The sequence below is a fragment of the Pontivivens nitratireducens genome, from assembly GCF_014235845.1.
GTDB lineage: Bacteria > Pseudomonadota > Alphaproteobacteria > Rhodobacterales > Rhodobacteraceae > Pontivivens > Pontivivens nitratireducens.
On the sequence record NZ_JACJUQ010000006.1, the window covers coordinates 159,285 to 179,387 of the forward strand.

At 63.0% G+C, this 20,103-nt stretch carries 17 protein-coding genes; 13 read left to right on the forward strand and 4 right to left on the reverse strand.

Annotated elements, in window-relative coordinates:
• Positions 1–22 precede the first annotated feature (22 nt).
• The 4 genes from H1S03_RS09150 to H1S03_RS09165 all read left to right on the forward strand — a co-directional run bounded on the left by H1S03_RS09150 (position 23) and on the right by H1S03_RS09165 (position 4,320).
• Positions 23–571 carry an SRPBCC family protein gene (locus H1S03_RS09150; RefSeq protein WP_185804158.1) on the forward strand — a complete coding sequence of 183 codons (549 nt, stop codon included), beginning with the start codon at positions 23–25 and terminating at the stop codon, positions 569–571.
• A gap of 26 nt (positions 572–597) precedes the next feature.
• Positions 598–1,083 carry a (2Fe-2S)-binding protein gene (locus H1S03_RS09155; protein ID WP_185804159.1) on the forward strand — a complete coding sequence of 162 codons (486 nt, stop codon included), beginning with the start codon at positions 598–600 and terminating at the stop codon, positions 1,081–1,083.
• 64 nt (positions 1,084–1,147) lie between these two features.
• Positions 1,148–3,520 (forward strand): xanthine dehydrogenase family protein molybdopterin-binding subunit, encoded by a 2,373-nt coding sequence (locus tag H1S03_RS09160; protein WP_185804160.1) that lies wholly within the window; start codon positions 1,148–1,150, stop codon positions 3,518–3,520.
• Between the two features lie 11 nt (positions 3,521–3,531).
• Positions 3,532–4,320 carry an FAD binding domain-containing protein gene (locus tag H1S03_RS09165; protein WP_166188158.1) on the forward strand — a complete coding sequence of 263 codons (789 nt, stop codon included), beginning with the start codon at positions 3,532–3,534 and terminating at the stop codon, positions 4,318–4,320.
• A gap of 142 nt (positions 4,321–4,462) precedes the next feature.
• On the opposite strand, the gene H1S03_RS09170 is transcribed toward H1S03_RS09165, so the two are convergent.
• Together H1S03_RS09170 and H1S03_RS09175 are read right to left on the reverse strand one after the other, a co-directional pair.
• Positions 4,463–5,341, reverse strand: a complete 879-nt coding sequence (locus tag H1S03_RS09170; RefSeq protein ID WP_185804161.1) for an FAD:protein FMN transferase — start codon at positions 5,339–5,341, stop codon at positions 4,463–4,465.
• Complete coding sequence (locus H1S03_RS09175; RefSeq protein ID WP_185804162.1) at positions 5,338–7,428, reverse strand: 4Fe-4S binding protein; 2,091 nt, start codon at positions 7,426–7,428, stop codon at positions 5,338–5,340. The genes H1S03_RS09170 and H1S03_RS09175 overlap by 4 nt, the downstream gene beginning before the upstream one ends.
• 102 nt (positions 7,429–7,530) lie before the next feature.
• Here H1S03_RS09175 and H1S03_RS09180 point away from each other — a divergent pair, with 102 nt between their 5' ends.
• The 8 genes from H1S03_RS09180 (at position 7,531) to H1S03_RS09215 (ending at position 18,015) form a co-directional block, all read left to right on the forward strand.
• On the forward strand, positions 7,531–8,307 hold the full coding sequence (locus H1S03_RS09180; protein WP_185804163.1) for an ABC transporter permease: 777 nt from the start codon (positions 7,531–7,533) through the stop codon (positions 8,305–8,307).
• A gap of 140 nt (positions 8,308–8,447) precedes the next feature.
• Positions 8,448–9,731 (forward strand): crotonyl-CoA carboxylase/reductase, encoded by a 1,284-nt coding sequence (ccrA, locus tag H1S03_RS09185; RefSeq protein WP_185804164.1) that lies wholly within the window; start codon positions 8,448–8,450, stop codon positions 9,729–9,731.
• A 190-nt stretch (positions 9,732–9,921) separates the two neighbouring features.
• A complete protein-coding gene (locus tag H1S03_RS09190) occupies positions 9,922–11,004 on the forward strand; it encodes a PRC-barrel domain-containing protein (RefSeq protein WP_185804165.1) in 1,083 nt (360 codons plus the stop codon).
• A 98-nt stretch (positions 11,005–11,102) separates the two neighbouring features.
• Positions 11,103–11,735, forward strand: a complete 633-nt coding sequence (locus H1S03_RS09195) for a glutathione S-transferase family protein (protein WP_166188139.1) — start codon at positions 11,103–11,105, stop codon at positions 11,733–11,735.
• A gap of 46 nt (positions 11,736–11,781) precedes the next feature.
• Positions 11,782–12,591: a uracil-DNA glycosylase family protein gene (locus H1S03_RS09200; RefSeq protein WP_185804166.1), complete on the forward strand. Its 810-nt coding sequence runs from the start codon at positions 11,782–11,784 to the stop codon at positions 12,589–12,591.
• On the forward strand, positions 12,584–13,114 hold the full coding sequence (gene moaB, locus H1S03_RS09205) for a molybdenum cofactor biosynthesis protein B (protein WP_185804167.1): 531 nt from the start codon (positions 12,584–12,586) through the stop codon (positions 13,112–13,114). Before H1S03_RS09200 ends, moaB begins: the two co-directional genes overlap by 8 nt.
• Before the next feature lie 80 nt (positions 13,115–13,194).
• The gene (locus H1S03_RS09210; protein ID WP_185804168.1) at positions 13,195–14,667 is read left to right on the forward strand and encodes an efflux RND transporter periplasmic adaptor subunit; all 1,473 of its coding nucleotides are present in this window, start codon (positions 13,195–13,197) and stop codon (positions 14,665–14,667) included.
• 3 nt (positions 14,668–14,670) lie between these two features.
• Entirely contained in the window at positions 14,671–18,015 is a 3,345-nt protein-coding gene (locus tag H1S03_RS09215; RefSeq protein WP_185804169.1) for an efflux RND transporter permease subunit, read from the forward strand.
• Here the strand turns inward: H1S03_RS09215 and H1S03_RS09220 are convergent, their stop codons facing one another.
• The gene (locus H1S03_RS09220) at positions 18,016–18,801 is read right to left on the reverse strand and encodes a protein-disulfide reductase DsbD domain-containing protein (protein ID WP_185804170.1); all 786 of its coding nucleotides are present in this window, start codon (positions 18,799–18,801) and stop codon (positions 18,016–18,018) included. It lies immediately after the preceding gene.
• A 126-nt stretch (positions 18,802–18,927) separates the two neighbouring features.
• Between H1S03_RS09220 and H1S03_RS09225 the strand changes: the two genes are divergently transcribed.
• Positions 18,928–19,506, forward strand: coding sequence for a YqgE/AlgH family protein (locus tag H1S03_RS09225; protein ID WP_221892652.1), 579 nt, complete (start codon positions 18,928–18,930; stop codon positions 19,504–19,506).
• 19 nt (positions 19,507–19,525) lie between these two features.
• Here H1S03_RS09225 and H1S03_RS09230 read toward each other — a convergent pair whose 3' ends face one another.
• A complete protein-coding gene (locus H1S03_RS09230) occupies positions 19,526–20,101 on the reverse strand; it encodes a GNAT family N-acetyltransferase (protein WP_185804172.1) in 576 nt (191 codons plus the stop codon).
• Between the last annotated feature and the right edge of the window lie 2 nt (positions 20,102–20,103).

Here is a 20,103-nt window from a genome sequence, read left to right on the forward strand (position 1 = left end):
CGAAGCAACAACGGATATTGTCATGAACCTCACTGGATCGCGCACGATCAACGCAGACGTAAAGACGGTCTGGGCCGCACTTCTGGATCCGGATGTCCTGAAGGATTGCGTTCCCGGCTGTACCGAGATGGCAGGCTCCGCCGAGGAGGGGTTCGAGGCGAAGGTCGTGCAAAAGGTCGGCCCGATCAAGGCGACCTTCAAGGGCATCGTCCAGATCAGCGACCGCATCGAATATCAGAGCCTCAAGATCAGCGGTGAGGGTAAGGGCGGCCCCGCAGGATTCGCCAAGGGCGGCGCGGATGTCCGCCTGGAGGAGCAGGGCGACAGTACGGTCCTGAACTACGATGTCGAGGCGAAGGTGGGGGGCAAGCTCGCCCAGCTTGGCTCTCGCGTCATAGACGGTTTTGCCTCTAAGATGGCGGATCAGTTCTTCGAGAACTTTCAAAACGCGGTCGAGAAGGGGCCGACCGGGGACACCACGGATGAGTCGGCTGCTTCGTCCGGTGATGCCCCTGCGGCTGAAACGGATGAACCAAAAAAAGGGTGGCTGGGCCGGATACGCGGCCGCTGACCACTGCAATATAATGGGAGGATATGATGGCTAAGGTTTCCATGACGGTGAACGGAACTTCGGTTTCGAGGGAAGTGGAGGGTCAGACGCTGCTCGTCTCGATGCTGCGCGAGGATTTGCGCCTGACCGGCACGCATGTCGGCTGCGACACGTCCCAATGCGGCGCCTGCGTCGTGCACGTGAACGGCAAGGCGGTGAAATCCTGCACCATGTTCGCCGTCGAGGCAGACGGCGCCGAGGTCTCCACGATCGAGGGGCAGGCCAATGCCGACGGAACGCTCAGCACGATCCAGCAGGCATTTCAGGAACATCACGGTCTGCAATGCGGGTTCTGCACGCCCGGTATGGTGATGTCGGCAGCAGCACTGCTCAAGGACAACCCAACCCCGACCGAGGGGGAGGTGCGCGCCTATCTGGACGGCAATATCTGCCGTTGCACCGGCTACCACAACATCGTGAAGGCCATTATGGCCGCGTCCGGGCAGGACGTGTCCGCGATCGCCGCCGAATAATCAGACTGTCGATGAATCTGGGGCGAGAGCCTTTCAAGACGAACAGCCCCGAGGGAGGAATAAAATGCCCAAAGATGGTGGAATAGGAGCGCCGACACGGCGCCGCGAGGATTACCGCTTCCTGACCGGTCGCGGCCGGTACAGTGACGATATCAAGACCCAGGGCGAGTGCGCGGCGATCTTCGCCCGCTCGACCGTTGCTCACGGCACGATCAAGTCGATCGACACGTCCGCCGCCGCCGCCATGCCCGGCGTGCTGGCGATCTTCACCGGCGAGGATTTCGTCGAGGTCGGCGGCAACCCCGCAGGCTGGCTGATCAACAGCCGCGACGGGGAGCCGATGAAGGAGCCCAAGCGCCCGGTTCTGGCCCATGGCAAGGTGCGCCATGTCGGTGACGCATACGCCGCCGTGATCGCGGAGACGGTGCAACAGGCCCGCGACGCAGCCGAGATGATCGAGATCGACATCGAGGAGCACGACGCCGTCGTCAACATGAAGGACGCGCTGGCCGGCACCACCTATGTGCACGATGAAATCGGCACCAACCAGTGCTTCGACTGGGGCTGGATCGAGGACAACCGCGCCGCCACCGACGCCGCCATTCAGGGCGCGCATCACGTCACCACGCTGGAACTGGTCAACAACCGTCTGGTCCCCAATGCGATGGAGACGCGGTGTTCCATCGGGCATTACGATACGGGCACGGGTGATTATACCCTGCACACCACCAGCCAGAACCCGCACCTGACGCGGCTTCTGCTCAGCGCCTTCGTCATGGGGATCCCGGAAAACAAGCTGACCGTGATCGCACCCGATGTCGGCGGCGGCTTCGGCTCCAAGATCTATCACTACGGTGAGGAAGCCCTGGTTCTGGCCGCGGCCAAGAAGCTGGGCCGCACCGTCAAGTGGACCTCGGACCGCAGTGAAGCGTTCCAGACCGATGCGCATGGTCGTGACCACGTGACCAAGATCGAACTGGCGCTGGACGAGGAAGGAAACTTCCTGGCCTTTCGCACCGAAACCCACGCGAATGTGGGGGCGTATCTGTCGAACTTCTCGACCGCGACGCCGACCTTTCTGCACGGCACGCTGATGGCGGGCAACTATACAGTGCCCAATGTCTATGTGAACGTGAAGGCGGTGTTCACCAACACGGCCCCTGTGGACGCCTATCGCGGCGCCGGCCGTCCCGAGGCGACCTATTCGCTGGAACGTGTCATAGACATGGCCGCCCGCGAAATCGGCATGGACCCGATCGAACTGCGCCGCAAGAACTTCATCAAGCCGGACCAGTATCCTTTCGCCTCGGCTGCGGGTCTGGAATATGACAGCGGCAACTATGACGCCCTGATGGACCAGATGGAGAAGGTCGCCGACAAGGCCGGTTTCGCTGCGCGTCGCGCGGAATCGGAATCCAAGGGGCTTCTGCGTGGTTTCGGGGTGAACGCCTATGTCGAGGCTTGCGGTATCGCGCCCTCGAATCTGGTGGGTGTCCTCGGCTCGCGTGTCGGGCTCTACGATGCGGCAACGGTGCGGGTGAACGCGACCGGCAACCTGTCGGTGATGGTCGGGGCGCACAGCCATGGCCAGGGACACGAGACGGTGTTCCCGCAGGTCGTGGCCGAGATGCTCGGGATAGATCCGGGCAGCATCGACATCGTGCACGGCGACACGTCCAAGATCCCGTTCGGCATGGGAACCTACGGCTCTCGCTCGCTGGCTGTTTGCGGCTCCGCCGTTGTGCGGGCGACCGAGAAGATCATCGTCAAGGCGACGAAGATCGCGGCGCACATGCTCGAAGCGGATGCCGCCGATGTCGAATTCAAGGACGGTACGTTCAGCGTGGTCGGCACCAACCAGTCCGTCAGCTTCGGTGAGGTCGCGCTCAAGGCCTATATTCCCCACCAGTTCCCGATCGAGGATATCGAACCGGGGTTGGAGGAAACGGCCTTCTACGATCCGGCCAACTTCACCTATCCCTCCGGTGCCTATTGCTGCGAGGTCGAGGTTGATCCCGAGACCGGCAAGGTCCGGGTGAACCGGATGACGGCAGTGGATGATTTCGGAAACGTCATCAACCCAATGGTCGTGACCGGTCAGGTCCATGGCGGTCTGGGGCAGGGCATCGGACAGGCGTTGATGGAAAACACCACCTACGATTCTGACGGTCAGCTGCTGTCGGCCAGCTATATGGATTATGCCATGCCGCGCGCCGACGACCTGCCTTTCTATACCGTCGATCACTCTCAGGGCACGGCTTGTACGCACAACCCGCTGGGCGTGAAGGGATGTGGCGAGGCAGGCGCGATCGGATCGCCCCCCACGGTGGTGAACGCCGTCATCGACGCGCTGCAATCGGGTGGCAAGAACGTCACCCATATCGACATGCCCGTGACCCCGCACCGTGTGTGGTCCGCCATGAAGAACGCTGGTTAAGGAGAGCGGATATGTATGCATTTGATATAGAATGTCCGACATCGGTGGCGGATGCCGTCACCGCTTTGCAGGCTGAGGAGGCACAACCCTTGAGCGGGGGGCAGACTCTGATCCCCACGTTGAAACAGCGGCTGGCGGCACCCTCCACGCTGGTTTCCCTGACCAAAATACCGGAGATGCAGGGCATCGAGGCGAGCGGCGGAACCGTGCGCATCGGTGGGGCGGTCACCCATGCGACCGTGGCCGCGTCGGTGGGGCAGGCTTACCCCGCGCTGGCCGACCTTGCCTCGCGTATCGGGGATCCGGCGGTTCGCAACCGGGGCACGATCGGCGGATCGCTGGCCAACAACGACCCCTCTGCGTGCTATCCTGCGGCGGCGCTGGGCTCGGGGGCCACGATCATCACCAACACGCGTGAAATCGCTGCCGACGATTACTTTCAGGGCATGTTCGTCACCGCGCTGGAGGAGGGGGAGATCGTCACCGGCGTGTCCTTCCCCGTGCCCGAGAAGGCAAATTACCAAAAGTTCATCCAGCCCGCCTCACGCTTCCCCCTGGTGGCGGTGTTCGTTGCCAAATACGGCGACGGCGTGCGGGTGGCTGTCACCGGCGCCTCGAATGAGGGCGTGTTCCGGTGGGCGGAGGCGGAACAGGCGCTGTCCGCGAACTTCTCCGCCGATGCGGTTTCCGGCTTGCAGGTCGATGACAGCAACCTGATCGCGGATCTGCACGGCAGTGCCGATTATCGCGCACATCTGATCAAGGTCATGACCGGCCGCGCGGTGACGGCGGCAGCCTGATTGTTCTTGCAGCGAAAGGGCGTCGGAGCGATCCGGCGCCCTTTTTCGTGCGCAAAGGGTTGTATCAGCCATGACCCACGAGGCCGAGGCCTGACGATCTGAGTTTGACGGAGCCCAGACTTGCAGATCAGCGGCTGGCAGATCAAAGGCTGGTCAGGTTTCCATCCGGATCGACCAGCGTGATGCGCTGAACGCCGTCCATCTGCCGAACCTGCCGTATCAACGACATCGGCGCGAGGCACAGCGCGGTGGACAGGCAGTCTGCCAGCGTGGCATTCGCCGCCTCGACCGAGACCGTAGACCACAACGCGCCCCGCGCCGGATGCAGGATATGCTGCCGGTGTCCAACCTGCATGGCTGACGGGCTGGAAGTCGCGATCGCGGTGTTTCGTATCGTGCGCATCCCCAGCACGCCGAAGCTCGGATCATCCAGGCCCAATCGCCAAGGTCCGCCCAGGGCGCTGTACTCACCGATATTGACCAGCGCCTCGCGCAGACCCAACGCTTTCAGCCGGGCGGTGACCAGATCGGTCGCGAAGCCCTGCGCGATACCGTTGAAGGTCAGCGCCTGATCTGCCGCCAGGGTAATACGGGAGTCGTTCCAGCGCACTCTGTCCCATCCGACCGCCTGGGCGGCAGCGTTCACATCGCCCCCCTGCGCCATTGCCAGCCACAGCGGCTGCACCGACGGATCGAACAGGCCCTGGGTCATCCGGTGACCACGGTCCGCAACGGCAACCAGTTCCATGAACCGCGGGTCGTGGGGGGCGAGTGTTCCGGTGCGGTTCAGCGTCGAAAGGGCCGAGGATGGATCGTAGAGGCTGAACAGCCGCTCGACCTCACCCAGCAGCGGCGGTATTTCCGCGATGGCGCGTTCGGCAACCTCACGCGGGCCGTCGATGGTCAGACTGACATCCGCGCCCAGCGCCCGACCTCGCCACGACTGCGCTGCGACAGCATGGCCCGGCGCGGCCGCAGCGGCGGCGGCGATGGTCAGGAACCTGCGACGGGTAAGCCTCATGCCGGGACCTCCTGTGATCGGGCGCGGGCTTTCTTGGCCTGCACGATCAGCGGAACGCATTTTTTCGGGTCATCGTGAATGGTCACGCAATCGAGACATTGGAAACATTCCGAATACTGAATCTCCCCGGTTTTTTTGATCGCTCCGTATTTGCACTTCACCTTGCAAAGCTGACAGGGCGATCCGCAATCTGGCCGCCGCTCGATCCACTTGCGCCCCCGCAACAACCCGCCGATCGCCATCACGGCGCCCAGCGGGCAGACATAGCGGCAGAACCCCTTGAACAGCACCATGGACAACAACAGCAGCCCCACGGCATAGGCCACGTAATACCATTCGCGGACGAAGAATGTGGTGATTGCGGTCTTGAACGGTTCGACCTCTATCGCCTTGTCCAGCCGCGCCGGAGCGGTAAAGATCAGCGTGATCAATGCGGTCAGCACGACATACTTGATCCATTTCAGGCGATTGTCCCATGCGGGCGTCGGCTCGATCTGCGGCAGTTTCAGGAACCGTCCGATATGGTGCGCGAACTCCTGCAATGCGCCGAACGGGCACAGCCAGCCGCAGAACAGGCCCCGCCCCCACAACACGAAGCCCAGAATTGTCACGATCCAGATCACGAGCGAGAACGGATCGTAGAGCAGGAACCCGAACGCCCCCCCGGACTGGGCGGTGCGGATCACAGCCAGCGGTGTGGCGATGGACAATTGCCCCTGACCCCACCAGCCGATGAAAACCGTAACGAAGGCCAGAATGCCAAGCCGGATCGGCGTGAAATACCGGTGTCCGGCAAGCCTGTTCAGGCGAAATCCCAGAACGCCGATCAGTCCCACCAGAAACACCGTCAGGATGATCAGGTCAGTCGAGCGGTTGCGGATCGCGTCGACCCAGGGCGGCCGGGCCGTGGGGGTCTGCGGTCGCAGGAAAAACCGCTCATCCGTCGAAACCGCCGTGCTCAATGTGACGGTGCCTATTTCGGGCTGGAACATGCCATGCTCGCGCAGACTGGCGATGTTCAACTGCCATTCGGTCGTGGGGTCGAAGCCCAGCCGCCGGTCGGTTCGCAGGATCAACGCGGTTCCGTCTTGCAGTTCGGTCGGCAGATCGGGGTGCAACTGGATGAACAGATCGGCATCGCGAAAGGCAATGGGAAACCCGCCCTGTTCGGCGCTGATCAGATCGGGGGAGGTGTTGCGCACGAACTCCTCCGTTACCAGACCGTGCCGCGCCGTTTCGATCAGCAGCACGGGTTCATCCGTGGGGGAGAGTTGCATGAATTGTTGCAGGTCCTCGAACGTGCCCGGGTCCAGAACCGCACGCGCGACCGAGGGCGGCCCGATATCGATGGCCCACAGGTCGAGGTACAGCCCCTGCGGATCGGCCCGCCCTTGCGGATCGTCATATTCCCAGATCGTGCCGGTGAATTCCGCATCCACCTGCGCATTGGTCACGGCAAGGTGCGAGACGAGACCCTGCGCGACCAGATCGTTCCAGCTCAAATCCTCGACATGGTCGGGGTTCGGATAGGCGGGGGGACCCGTTGCGATGCCGCTCATCTTTTCGCGCGCGACGTTCAGGGCGGCGGCCATGATGCTCTCATGCGCGATGCGGACCGAGGCCGTCGCCTTGGTCACGCCGTCCAGATAGATCAGCGCGGATCCGTCCGCACCGCTGCCATAGGGACTGCCCACGACGAGGCTGTCGGAAATCGAGAGACCGCGATATTGTTCGAAGAACTTGTGGAACGGTGCCTCGCCCAACCCGGATACGAAGATCGGCTCGTTATGCGAGATCAGCTTCACGTCCAGAAAGCGCCCCTCCAGATCCAGAACGACCAACAGGTTGATCGCAGCGCCGGAAAATCCGGGCAGGGGGGCCATCGGCTCCGTCTCGAAAACAAATCCGGCCTCCGCCCCACCGGAATTGAGCAATTGCCAGACCCCGTTGTCGCCCAGACTTTCCCCCAGCGACATCGGCGGCGCGACATATGAGGCGATGACCTCACGCTCCAGCGGCTGCGACTCTGCGTAGGCGGGGGTCATGGCAAGCAGCACGAGGCTGAGGGCGAGGCGAAGAATGCGCATGGATCATGTCTAGGTGTCCCCTGCGCGTTGTCCTATGCGACTTAGGTATCAAAGGTGCAGTTAGCCATTGGGATGGCGCGGCATTCATGGAAGGATTTCTGCATGATCCGCGACCTGTTCCGAACAAATGGTATCATCACCGCCCTGTCCCTGATGGGGCTGATGATCCTGTGGACCGTCCTTGCCTGGCTCAAGGGGGATCCCGATGTGCTGCCCATGCCGCTGGAGGTGTGGAGCATCGTTCGGCGTGAGGCCGCATCAGGTGATCTGGCCTATCACATGATCGCCACCATCGGGCGGGTGGCGGCGGCGTTCGCGCTGGCAATGGCGCTGGGCCTTGGCATCGGGGTCGTTCTGGGACGCTCCCCCGCGCTGGATCGGTGGTTCGGCATCTGGCTGGTGGTGTTCCTGAACATTCCCGCGCTGGTGGTGATCGTGCTGTGCTATCTGTGGATCGGGCTGAACGAGGTTGCGGCGATCACCGCCGTGGCCCTGAACAAGACGGCAATGGTGGCCGTCACGATTCGCGAGGGGACCCGCGCCCTCGATCCCAGATTGCGCGACATGGCGCGGTCGTTCCAGATGTCACCGCTCGACACGTTCCGCCACGTCACCGTTCCGCAGCTGTGGCCCTATATCGCGGCGAGCACGCGCAACGGCCTGGCCATCATCTGGAAGATCGTGCTGGTGGTGGAGTTTCTGGGGCGCAGCAACGGTGTCGGATTTCAGATTCACCTTTATTTTCAGTTGTTCGAAATCGGCTATGTCATGGCCTATGCGGTGAGTTTCGTTGCCTTTGTCCTGGTTCTGGAATGGACGGTCATCAATCTGTTCGAACGTCGGGCCACGCGCTGGCGCGCGGGTGAACCCGGATCGTGACGCACCGGCCATGCGCCTGATTTTTTGTGCACCGCACCTAAAAATTCGCTTGCTTACCGCGCAATCTCATTCCATATCGTAACTCACAAACGTATTTTTATTGCGCAACTAAATTGCGCACAGCCCGAAGGGAACGTTGCATGGTTCAGACGGAAACCAACCCTGCCGCCGATCCGGAGAACCGCCCGGTGAAGGATTTGTACGAAATGGGCGAGTTTCCGCCCCTCGGACATGTGCCCAAGCAGATGTACGCCTGGACCATCCGGCGTGAGCGTCATGGCGAGCCGGATCAGGCCTTTGCCCTCGAAACCGTCGATACGCCCGTGCTCGACAGCAACGAGGTGCTGGTCCTCGTGATGGCGGCCGGTGTCAACTACAATGGCGTGTGGGCGGGCCTTGGCACGCCAATCAGCCCGTTCGACGGTCATGGCGCACCCTACCACATCGCGGGCTCCGACGCGTCCGGCATCGTTTGGGCCGTGGGTGACAAGGTAAAGCGGTGGAAGGTCGGTGACGAGGTCGTCATTCACTGCAACCAGGACGACGGCGATGATGAGGAGTGCAATGGCGGCGACCCCATGATGTCTCCGAGCCAGCGCATCTGGGGCTACGAGACCCCGGACGGGTCCTTCGCGCAGTTCACCAATGTGCAGTCGCAACAATTGATGCCGCGCCCCAAGCACCTGACATGGGAGGAAGCGGCCTGCTATACTCTGACCCTCGCCACTGCTTACCGCATGTTGTTCGGTCATGCCCCGCATGAGCTGCGCCCCGGTCAGAACGTTCTGGTGTGGGGGGCTTCGGGGGGTCTCGGCTCCTATGCGATCCAGTTGATCAACACGGCAGGCGCCAACGCGATCGGCGTGATTTCGGACGAAAGCAAGCGTGAGTTCGTGATGGGTCTGGGCGCCAAGGGCGTCATCAACCGCAAGGACTTCAACTGCTGGGGCCAGATGCCGACAGTGAACACGCCTGAATACAAGGACTGGTTCAACGAGACGCGCAAGTTCGGCAAGGCGATCTGGGAGATCACCGGCAAGGGCAACAACGTCGACATGGTGTTCGAGCATCCGGGCGAAAGCACGTTCCCGGTATCGGTCTTCGTGGTGAAGCGTGGCGGCATGGTCGTGATCTGCGCCGGGACCACCGGCTATAACCTGACCTTTGACGTGCGCTATCTGTGGATGCACCAGAAACGTGTTCAGGGCAGCCACTTCGCCAACCTCAAGCAGGCCAGCTCCGCCAATCAGTTGATGGTAGAGCAGCGTCTGGACCCCTGCATGTCCGAGGTGTTCGAGTGGAACGAACTGCCCGCCGCACATACCAAGATGCTGCGCAACGAGCATAAGCCCGGAAACATGGCTGTGCTGGTCTGTGCGCCCAGAACAGGGCTGCGGACCTTCGAGGATGCCGTGGACGGCTGAAACCGGCTGAACAGAACATTTGGGCTGTTCAAGGCCCAGTTGAGCGTAAAACCGCCTATCCCGCCCTGCGGGATAGGTATTTTTGTTGATATGAAACCTCGAGATGAAACCTCAATGCGGGTTGCGAGTTGGATCACTGTGTGGATCGTGACGCTTTCAGATTTCACGCAGCCAATTTGAGGTATGTACCATGAAAAAGTTTCTTATGACGACCGCCGTGGCACTTGCGATGACGACAACCGCATATGCCCAATCCGCATCTGTAGAGTATATCCAGAGCGCCGAGGCAGACGCGCTGATGGCGTCCAATCTGCTGGGCGCGCGTGTCTACGCAACCGAGACCGATGAGGAAATCACCTATTCGGCAGGAATGGAAACCGAGTGGGACGATATCGGTGAGATCAACGACGTGATCGTATCGCGCGATGGTTCCATCGAGGGTGTCGTTCTGGGCGTCGGAGGCTTCCTTGGAATGGGTGAAAAGGACGTCGCCGTATCCATGGACGATCTGCGTTTCGTATCCGACGGGGCCGATGCCAATGACTGGTTCATCGTCGTGACCACCACGGCGGAGGCGCTCGAATCCGCGCCGACGTTCACCCCTGCAATGGAAGTGAACACCACGGCTACCGATGTTTCCGACGATATTCCGAACACGATGGAAAACGGTGATACCGACACGCAGATGACTGCACCCGGCGCGATTGACGCCGAAGTCGACAGCGAACTTTCCGCCGATGCAGATGTTGAGACACGCGAGGTTGAGACCGAAATCGTCTCCGACACCGAAGCCATGACCGATGAGGCCATGGACGAGGTGGACGAAATGGCCGAGTCCACCGGCGACGCGCTGGAAAATGCAGGCGACACGCTGGAAAACACCGGTGACGCCATCGCGGAGGAAACCGGACAGCTGGCAACGAATGTCGAGGAATCGATGGACGAGACCATCGCCGCGACCGAGGAAAACCTTGAGGCGATGGACAACCCCATGGAAGGCTTCTCCGAGGTCGATATCGCCAGCTTGACGCAGGACGATCTGATCGGTGCCGAGGTCTATGGTGCCAATGATGAAAACGTCGGCGAAGTGGGCGACGTGATGGAGAACGGCGTGCTGATCGAAGTCGGCGGCTTCCTTGGGCTTGGTGAGAAGCAGGTCCTCGTACCGCTCGATGATTTGAGCGTCATGACCGACACCGACGGTGAAGTTCGCATCTACGTGAACGCAACTGAGGAATCGCTGGAGGCAATGCCGGAATTTGAAGCGAACTGATCCCGGCTGGATCCTTTGGAACGTTACGAAACGAAGCCCCGGACTTGCGCCGGGGCTTTTTCGTGTCTTTGATCGGCGCAAACTGATGGAGGATAGTCATGACACTGCCAGAGCCGAAATTGCTTTACGATACGCCCCGCGCCCCCAACCCGCGCCGGGTGCGGATATTCATGGCCGAGAAGGGCATCGACCTGCCCCGGTCGAACATCGACATCATGGCCGGAACGCAATTCAGCGCGGATTATCAGGCGAAGGTCGGATCCCACCACGTGCCTGCCCTCGAACTCGACGATGGGACAGTGTTGACGGAAACCGTCGCGATCTGCCGCTATCTCGAAGCGCTGCACCCCGAGCCGAACCTGATGGGCCGCGACCCGCTGGAGGCCGCGAAGGTCGAGATGTGGAGCCGGCGCGTCGAATTCCATTTGATGACGCCCGTCGCCGCCGTTGCGCGGCATGGCATCCCGGCGATGGCCAGTCTGGAACACGGTGATCAATGCCCCGAATGGGCCGCTGCGAACGACAGCCGCGTGGATGCGGGCCTGACATGGCTTGAAAACAGCCTGAAAGACAAGGAGTGGCTGGCCACCGATCGCTTCACCGTTGCAGACATCACGGCCATCGCGACGCTGGGCTTCATGCACCTGATTCGCAAGAAAGTGCCGGAGACGCACGTGGCGACCCTTGCCTGGCTTGATCGCTGCAATGAACGCGGCACGATTGTGGACTGATCACGGGGCGCGGTAAGGTCACCTGACGACAGAGGGGATTCGCGCCGTGGACAATACCGATCCGGAAGCCTTGCTCGCCGCGCTTGCCTGGCAGGTCGAGCTGGGCGTGGACGCGGCTGTTGGCGACGTACCTGTCGATCGCTATGCCGCGCCCCCACCGCCGGAACCGATCACTCGCCAAGCTGACGCGCCCCGCCTTGATGCGCCACAACGGGCGCGCGCGCCGCAACAGGATGACGATCACGCCCAGCTGGTGGAGCAGGCCCGACAGCTTGCCGGCAGAGCGGCGACACTGGCCGAACTGCGCAGCGCGATGGCGGGCTTCGACGGCTGCATCCTGAAACAGGGCGCGCGAAACCTCGTGTTCAGCGACGGCCACCCCGCCGCCCGTCTGATGATCGTAGGGGAGGCCCCCGGCAAGGATGAGGACCGAGAGGGCAAACCCTTTGTCGGGCGCTCGGGTCAATTGCTGGACAAGATGCTGGCCGCGATCGGTCGCGACAGATCGGACGACAGGCCAGATGGCGGCGTCTATATCACCAACGTCCTGCCGTGGCGCCCCCCTGCGAACCGCGACCCCGGCAAGGATGAAATGGCGATGATGAAACCATTCCTGTTGCGCCATATCGCCCTGGCCGCGCCCGATTGCCTGCTGCTGCTGGGAAATGCCGCGATGAAGACCCTGTATGAGACGGATCGCGGGATCACCGCAATGCGGGGACAATGGCGCGAGGTCGGGGGCATAGCGGCCATCGCCTCCTTCCATCCGGCCGCCTTGCTGCGAAACGGGCTGCACAAACGGTCGGCCTGGCAGGATTTGCAGATGCTGAAATCGAGGTTGGATACATATGGCTGAACGTGACTTCGTCCCTGTCCGCATCGCGGTGTTGACGGTATCGGATACGCGCACCCCCGCCGATGACCGGTCGGGGGATACTTTGGTCGCGCGGATTGCTGCGGCGGGTCATACGCTGGCGGCACGTGATATCGTCCAGGACGACCGCGATGCCATCGTGGCCCGCTTGCGCGAATGGATCGCCGAGGATGGCATCGACGTCATCATCTCCACCGGCGGCACGGGCCTGACGGGCCGTGATGTGACGGTTGAGGCGCACCGCGAGGTCTATGAAAAACAGATCGACGCCTTCGCGACCCTGTTCACCATGATTTCGGTCCGCAAGATCGGCACCTCCGCCGTGCAGTCGCGGGCCTGCGGCGGCGTGGCGCAGGGCACGTATCTGTTCGCGCTTCCCGGCTCACCCGGCGCGTGCAAGGATGGGTGGGATGAAATTCTGTTCCATCAACTGGATTACCGCCACATGCCCTGTAACTTCGTCGAGATCATGCCCCGGCTGCAGGAACATCTTCGCCGGAAATGATGTTCCGGTCGCGGGACCGGCAGGAAAGCTGAAAGCACAAGGGCACGGATCGGTGGTTTGCCCTTCGCATCGGAGATGTCATGCGATTTGTTCTGCGCAGTCTGGTCGCGCTGGTGTTGCTGTGCCTGACCCTGGGTCTGGTCGGCATTGGAATCGTGCAGATCGTTCAGTCGCGCAGTGCCGATGAAGCAGGTGGTCGCCCGCGTGGTGCGTCGGGGCGCGAGAGGACGTTCGCGGTGTCCCTGGCGGAGATAACGCGGCAAACCGCCCATCCCGTGATTTCCAGCTATGGTGAGGTCGAGGGCGCCCGCGTTCTGGAACTTCGCGCCGCTACAGGCGGTGTGCTGACCGATCTGGCGGCGGATTTTCGCAACGGGGCCGCCGTGGCCCAGGGCGATCTGTTGTTCGAGATAGACCCCGCCGATGCTACCGCCGCGCGAAACCGGGCCGCCGCCGCCGTGCAGGAGGCCTCGGCCGCGCTGTCGCAGGCCATCGCGGCCCGCGAACTGGCCGATGATGAACTGGCCGCCGCCGTTTCGCAGCGCACTTTGCGAGCGGCGGCACTGGAACGTCAGCGTGGTTTGGAGCAGCGCGGGGTCGGAACCTCGATCACGACGGAAACGGCGGAGCTGGCGCTGAGCCAGGCCGAGCAGACCGTCCTGACCCGCAGGCAGGCGATGCTGTCGCAGGACGCCGCGATTGATCGGGCCGAAATCGAATTGACACGCGCCCGCATTGATCTGGAGGAGGCCGAGCGCACTCTGGCCGACACACGTTATCTGGCCCCCTTCGATGGGCTGCTGACGAATGTGACGGCGGTTCCGGGCCGCCGCGTCTCACAAAACGAGCAGTTGGCCGTCCTGATCGACCCGACCGTGCTGGAGGTGGCGTTTCAGGTCACGACCGCGCAGTTTGCCCGCTTGCTCGACGCGGAGGGGGCGCTGACACAGGCCGCAGTCACGGTTTCCCTCGATCTGGACGGGGTGCCGTTCGCGGTGCCGGGGCGCATCGTGCGCTCGGGCGCGGAGGTCGCGGCCGGTCAGACCGGACGACAGCTCTACGCCGCGCTGGACCTTGAGGGGGGCGCGGTCCTGCGACCCGGAGATTTCGTCGCCATCGCCATTTCCGAGCCTGCGCTGACCGACGTATCGACAGTGCCCGCAGCGGCGTTGACCAGCACGAACGAGCTGTTGATCGCGGGGACCGACGACCGGTTGCAGGCGTTCGCGGTGGAGGTGCTGCGCCGGCAGGGCGATGAGGTCATTATTGCGGATGCGCCTGTGGGCGCGCGATACGTGGTGGAGGTCCGCCCCCAACTGGGCCCCGGTGTCGCGATCACGCCCATCGTTTCGCAGGCCGAGGAGGAGCAATCCGCCGTCGAATTGCCGCGAACCATATCTCTCGACCCCGAACGCCGGGCGCGGCTGCGGGCATTTGTCGAGGGCAACACCGCGATGCCCGCGGATGTTCGGGCCCGAACCCTGTCCGCGCTGGAGGCTGAAGAAGTGCCCCGCGCCACGGTCGAACGGCTGGAACAGCGTATGGGGGGCTAGATCATGCTGTCATATTTCGTCAGGCATCGGACCGCCGCGAACCTGATCCTCGTGATGATGGTGGCATTGGGGCTGGCCGCGCTGACCCAGATCAGGGCGCAGTTTTTTCCCGACGTGATCGTGGACAGCGTGTCCGTCTCCGTCCGCTGGGACGGGGCAGGGCCGGAGGACGTTGACAATGCGGTCGTGGCCCCCCTGGAACCGGTTTTGCTGGCGGTGGAGGGGGTCATCAGCACCCGTGCGACGGCGCGCGAAGGTTCCGCCACCTTGCGGATGGAGTTCGAGCCGAACTGGGACATGGCGCGCGCGGCGGCGGATGTGGAAACGGCCGTGAACTCCGTCTCGACCCTGCCGACGGATGCGGACGACCCGGTGATCCGGCGCGGTATCTGGCGCGACAGGGTGACGAATGTGGTGATCTCCGGCCCGGTGGGGGCCCAGCAACTGGGCCGCTACGCCGACGAATTCGTGGCCCGCCTGTTTCGTGAGGGGGTGACGCGCACCACGATCTCAGGTCTTGCTGCGCCCTCCGTCGTGGTGGAGGTGCCGGAGGCTGCGCTGATCCGCAACGACCTGACCCTGTCAGCCATCGCGCAGGCCATCGCCGACAGCGCGGAAACCGATCCAGCGGGGGAGGTGGCAGGCGGCACCGCCCGTGTTCGCACCGGGGTCGAACGCCGCTCGGTTGAGGAAATCTCACAGATCGCCGTGCGCACGCAGGCCGATGGAACCGCGCTGCTGGTGCGCGATGTCGCCCGGGTCGCGGACGAAGGCGTCAGCCGCGATCAGGCTTACTTCGTCGGCACCGATCCGGCCATCGCCGTGCGCGTGGATCGGTCCAATCAGGGCGACGCGATCGAGATGCAGGCCACGGTGGACCGCGTCGCGCGCGAGATGGAGCAGACACTGCCCGAGGGCGTTGCGATCACCCTGACCAACACGCGGGCCGAACAGGTTTCGGACCGGATCGACATCCTGCTGGACAATGGCCTGATGGGTCTGGCGCTGGTCGTGGTCCTGTTGTTCCTGTTCCTGTCGGCGCGCACGGCATTCTGGGTGGCGGCAGGCATTCCCGTCGCGATGCTGGCCACCGTGGCGATGATGTTCGTCTTTGGCATCACCATCAACATGATTTCGCTGTTCGCGCTGATCATCTGTCTGGGCATCGTGGTGGATGACGCCATCGTCGTGGGGGAACACGCGGATTTCAGGCATCGCCATCTGGGAGAGTCGCCCCAGAACGCCGCGATCAACGCGGCCCGGCGGATGAGCTTGCCCGTGCTGTCCTCGACCATCACCACGATCATCGCGTTTTCCGCCCTGGTCGTGATCGGCGGACGGTTCGGTTCGTTGATCGCGGACATACCTTTCACGGTGTCGGTCGTGCTGCTGGCCAGCCTGATCGAGTGCTTTCTGATTCTGCCCGCGCATATGCGACACGCCCTGTCCGCGCAGAGCAAGGTCCGCTGGTATGACGCGCCCTCGTACTGGTTCAATATCGGATTCAACAAGGTGAACCGCACCCTGTTTCGTCCGTTGATGCGACTGGTCGTCATCCTGCGCTATCCGGTTCTGGCGGGCACCTTCGCGGTGCTGGCATATATGCTGTCGCTGTTTTTCTCGGGTGAGGTGGTCTGGCGCTTTTTCAATTCGCCCGAACAGGCCGAGCTGACGGGAAACATCGCGATGGTCAACGGCGCCACCCGCGCGCAAACGCAGGCGATGGTGGTTGAGCTGGACCGTGCCGTCACGGAGGTGGGGCAGCGGTTCGAGGCGGAATACGGGCGCGATCCGATCCTCTTCGCCATGACGCAGATCGGCGGCAATACCGGGCGGGCCATCAGCGGCAGCGATCAGAAGGATCCCGATCAACTCGGCTCCATTTCCATCGAGATTCTGGATTCCGACAATCGCCCCTATTCCGCCGCCACTTTGCAGCAAGCGATCGAGGATGAGATCGTGCGGCATCCCAGGCTGGAAACCCTCAGCTTTCGCCGCTGGGGCTCCGGCCCCGGAGGGGATGGCCTGTCGGTGGAGCTGTTCGGCGCGGATGCGCAGACGCTCAAGTCCGCGTCCGAGGCGTTTCAGGCGGCATTGATCCCGTACGAGGTGATTTCAGCGGTCGAGGACGATCTGCCCTATGACAAGACCGAACTGATCCTGGACCTGACCCCGCGCGGCGCCGCGCTGGGGCTGACGACGGACAGCATCGGCAGTGAACTGCGCCAGCGGCTCGGCGGGATCGAGGCGCTGACCTTCCCCGCTGGGGTGCGTTCGGGCAGCGTGACCGTGCGGATGCCCGAGGCGGAATTGACGGCGGATTTCATTCAGGATGCCCGCGTCAGAACGCCGGGTGGCAACTGGGTGCCCCTGTCCGAGGTCGTCTCGGTCCAGACCCGGCTGGGATTTTCCACCGTGTTGCGCGAAAACGGCCAGCGCGTCATCACCGTGACCGGCCAGATGTCCGAGGACGATCCCGCCCGCGCGGCCGAGGTCATAGATATGCTGCGAAACGAGGTTCTGCCCCGCATCGCGGGCGAATACGGGGTCGAGTTCCTGATGACCGGTCTGGCCGAGCAGGAGCGTGATTTCCTCAACGAGGCGCTGGTCGGCTTTGTGCTGTGCCTGCTGGGCATCTATCTGACGCTGTGCTGGGTCTTCTCCAGCTGGGTGCGGCCTTTCGTGGTGATGGCGATCATACCGTTCGGGCTGATCGGGACAATCTGGGGGCATTACCTGTGGGACGTCCCGATGAGCCTGTTCACCGTGGTCGGTCTGCTGGGCATGACCGGCATCATCATCAACGACTCGATCGTTCTGATCACCACGATCGACGAATATTCGAGGACCCGTGGCACGATACCCGCCCTGGTCGATGCGGTGTCCGACAGATTGCGGCCGGTGATGCTGACCACGCTGACCACGGTTCTGGGCCTGGCGCCCCTGCTCTATGAGAGCAGCTTGCAGGCGCAATTCCTCAAACCCACCGTGATTACCCTGTGCTACGGCTTGGGTGCGGGAATGTTCCTGGTGCTGCTGGTGGTGCCTGCGATCATCGCGATCCAGATGGATGTGGGGCGAATATCGCGCAGCCTGCGGCGTGCGCTGTTCGGGCGTAACCTGCCGCGTGGGGCGCGCATGACAATCATGGGCGCTACCGGGATCAGCCTTGCATTGACAGCCGGGGCGATTGCGCTGGCGGCGCGGCCCGGTCTGTGGCCAGCGGTGGGTGCCGCCGATGTGCCGCTGTTCGTATTGCTGACCGGTGCGCTGATCGCGGTGGCGGTGGTTGCGGCGGTTCTGGTGCCGCTGTTGATCCCACGGCCCGGCGCAGTCGCGGCGAAGTGATCAGCAGCCGGTCAATTCCACCGCGCTGCGCCCGGAGGAAACCAGAGTGATGCGCATGTCCTCACGCGACATGGCGAAGGCCCCGTCCCCGAACCATTCCATCGGTGCACTGAACAGCAACCCGTCGCCCTGTTCCACCGCATCGGGTGTGCCGATCCACAGGTTGGGGTCGGCGGTTTCGAACACGGCCACAAGATCGCGTTCCAACGGGTGATCCGCCCGTATGGTCGCGTCCAGCCGCCAGGCATCGGCAGCGGGGACCACCGCGCAATCGGCCACCAGCCCGGATGCCTGGCGGGTCGTGTCGCGGCGCGCGCGGGCCAGTTCCTCCGCATTGTGGACCTGACCGGCGGGCAAAAGCGCGCTCGCCTCGGCATGGGCCGGAATGCAGATGTCCGAACACAGCCCGTAGTCCAGCGACAGTCGCAAGCGGGCATCGGCCTGTGGATCGGACATGTCGAACAGGATCGGAAAGACGACACTGTCGTGATAGCCGAGCGAGCGCAGGCCGTAAGTGTCGAACACCTCGGGCACGGGCCATTCGACCGTCGCGGAGGTCACGTTGCTGGATCCCGACCAGTCGAAGACGGGGGGCAGGCCGCCCTCACCCGGTTGACGCCAATAGGTTTTCCACCCCTGCGCCATGGTGATCTGCACCCCTGCCAGATACTGCCCCGACGCCGTCATGTGACCCGGCAGAATGGTGACGTCGCTATAGGCGTTCACATTCTGCGCCTGCACGGCCGGGGCTGAGAGGAGGAGGAGGGCAATCGCGACTTTGTGCATGTATAGGGTCCGATAGGCAAAGGGCGGTATGTCCAAAAACAATACTCATCCGGGACGGAATGGAAAATCACTTCGGCGGCACTCGGCTGTCTTGACGTTATGTCATCCGGGGACAGATTGAATGGCATGAATGACACAGATAAAGCATCTCCATTTTTCGATGGAACCCTGCTGGTTGCCTCTCCGGGCATGGTGGATCCGCGTTTCGCGGGCGCAGTGATTTTCCTGTGTACCCATTCGGATCGCGGCGCGATGGGGCTGGTCATCAACAAGCCCGCCGCCGGTGTCGCGTTCGAGGATCTGGCCGAGCAGATGGACGTGGAACCCGCGCCGAGCGTGCCCGAGATTCCGGTAATGATCGGCGGCCCGGTTGAGCGGAGCCGCGGATTCGTGCTGCATTCGCCTGATTACGCATTGGATTGCAACACGTTGAACGTGAACGACTGGTGTTCGATGACGGGTCATTTCGCGGTGCTGCGCGAATTGATGGGGGGCGCGGGGCCTGAACAGGCCGTCCTCGCGCTGGGATATTCCAACTGGGGGCCCGGACAGTTGGAAAGCGAGCTGCGCGACAGCTCATGGTTGATGGTGGACGCCTCACCCAAGCTGGTGTTCGAGACTGCGCCCGATGATGTCTGGGAGAAGTGCCTCAACACCATCGGCATTGATCCCGCCATGCTGCATTCGGTTGCAGGCCGCGCCTGACGCACCCGCCTGACGCAGCCTAACCCCTGCCGCGACGATCCTGTCGCAGGCAGGCGTAGACGACATGCGTGCGCCATTTTCCCGCGATCTGAAGAAAGCTCTGCGCCACACCCTCATACCGAAAACCCGCCTTTTCCAGAACCCGGCGCGAGGCCGCGTTCTCCGGCAGGGTGGCCGCCTGAACACGGCTGAGGTCCAGTGGGCCGAAGGCATGTGCCACGACCGCTTGCAGCGCCTCGGACATATAGCCGTGGCCGGTGAATTGCTGACCCATCCAGTATCCTACAGTGGCGTATTGCGCCGGTCCGCGCTGGATATTGTCCAGCGTGATCGCGCCGAGCAGGACGTTGTCCGCAGCCCGGAAGACGAACAGCGGAACGGCCCGCTCCGCCTTGATCGCCCGCGCGGCCCAGTGCGTGCGGGTTCGGAACGCGCTCAGGCTGAGGTGATCGTGGGCGCGCAACGGCTCCCACGGATACAGGTAATCGTAGCCATCGCGGCGCAACGTTGCCCAGTCGATGTGATCGCTCAAGCGTGGAGGCCGCAGATACAGCCGCTCGGTTTTCAGCAACAATTCCGTGCGACGCCGGAACATCG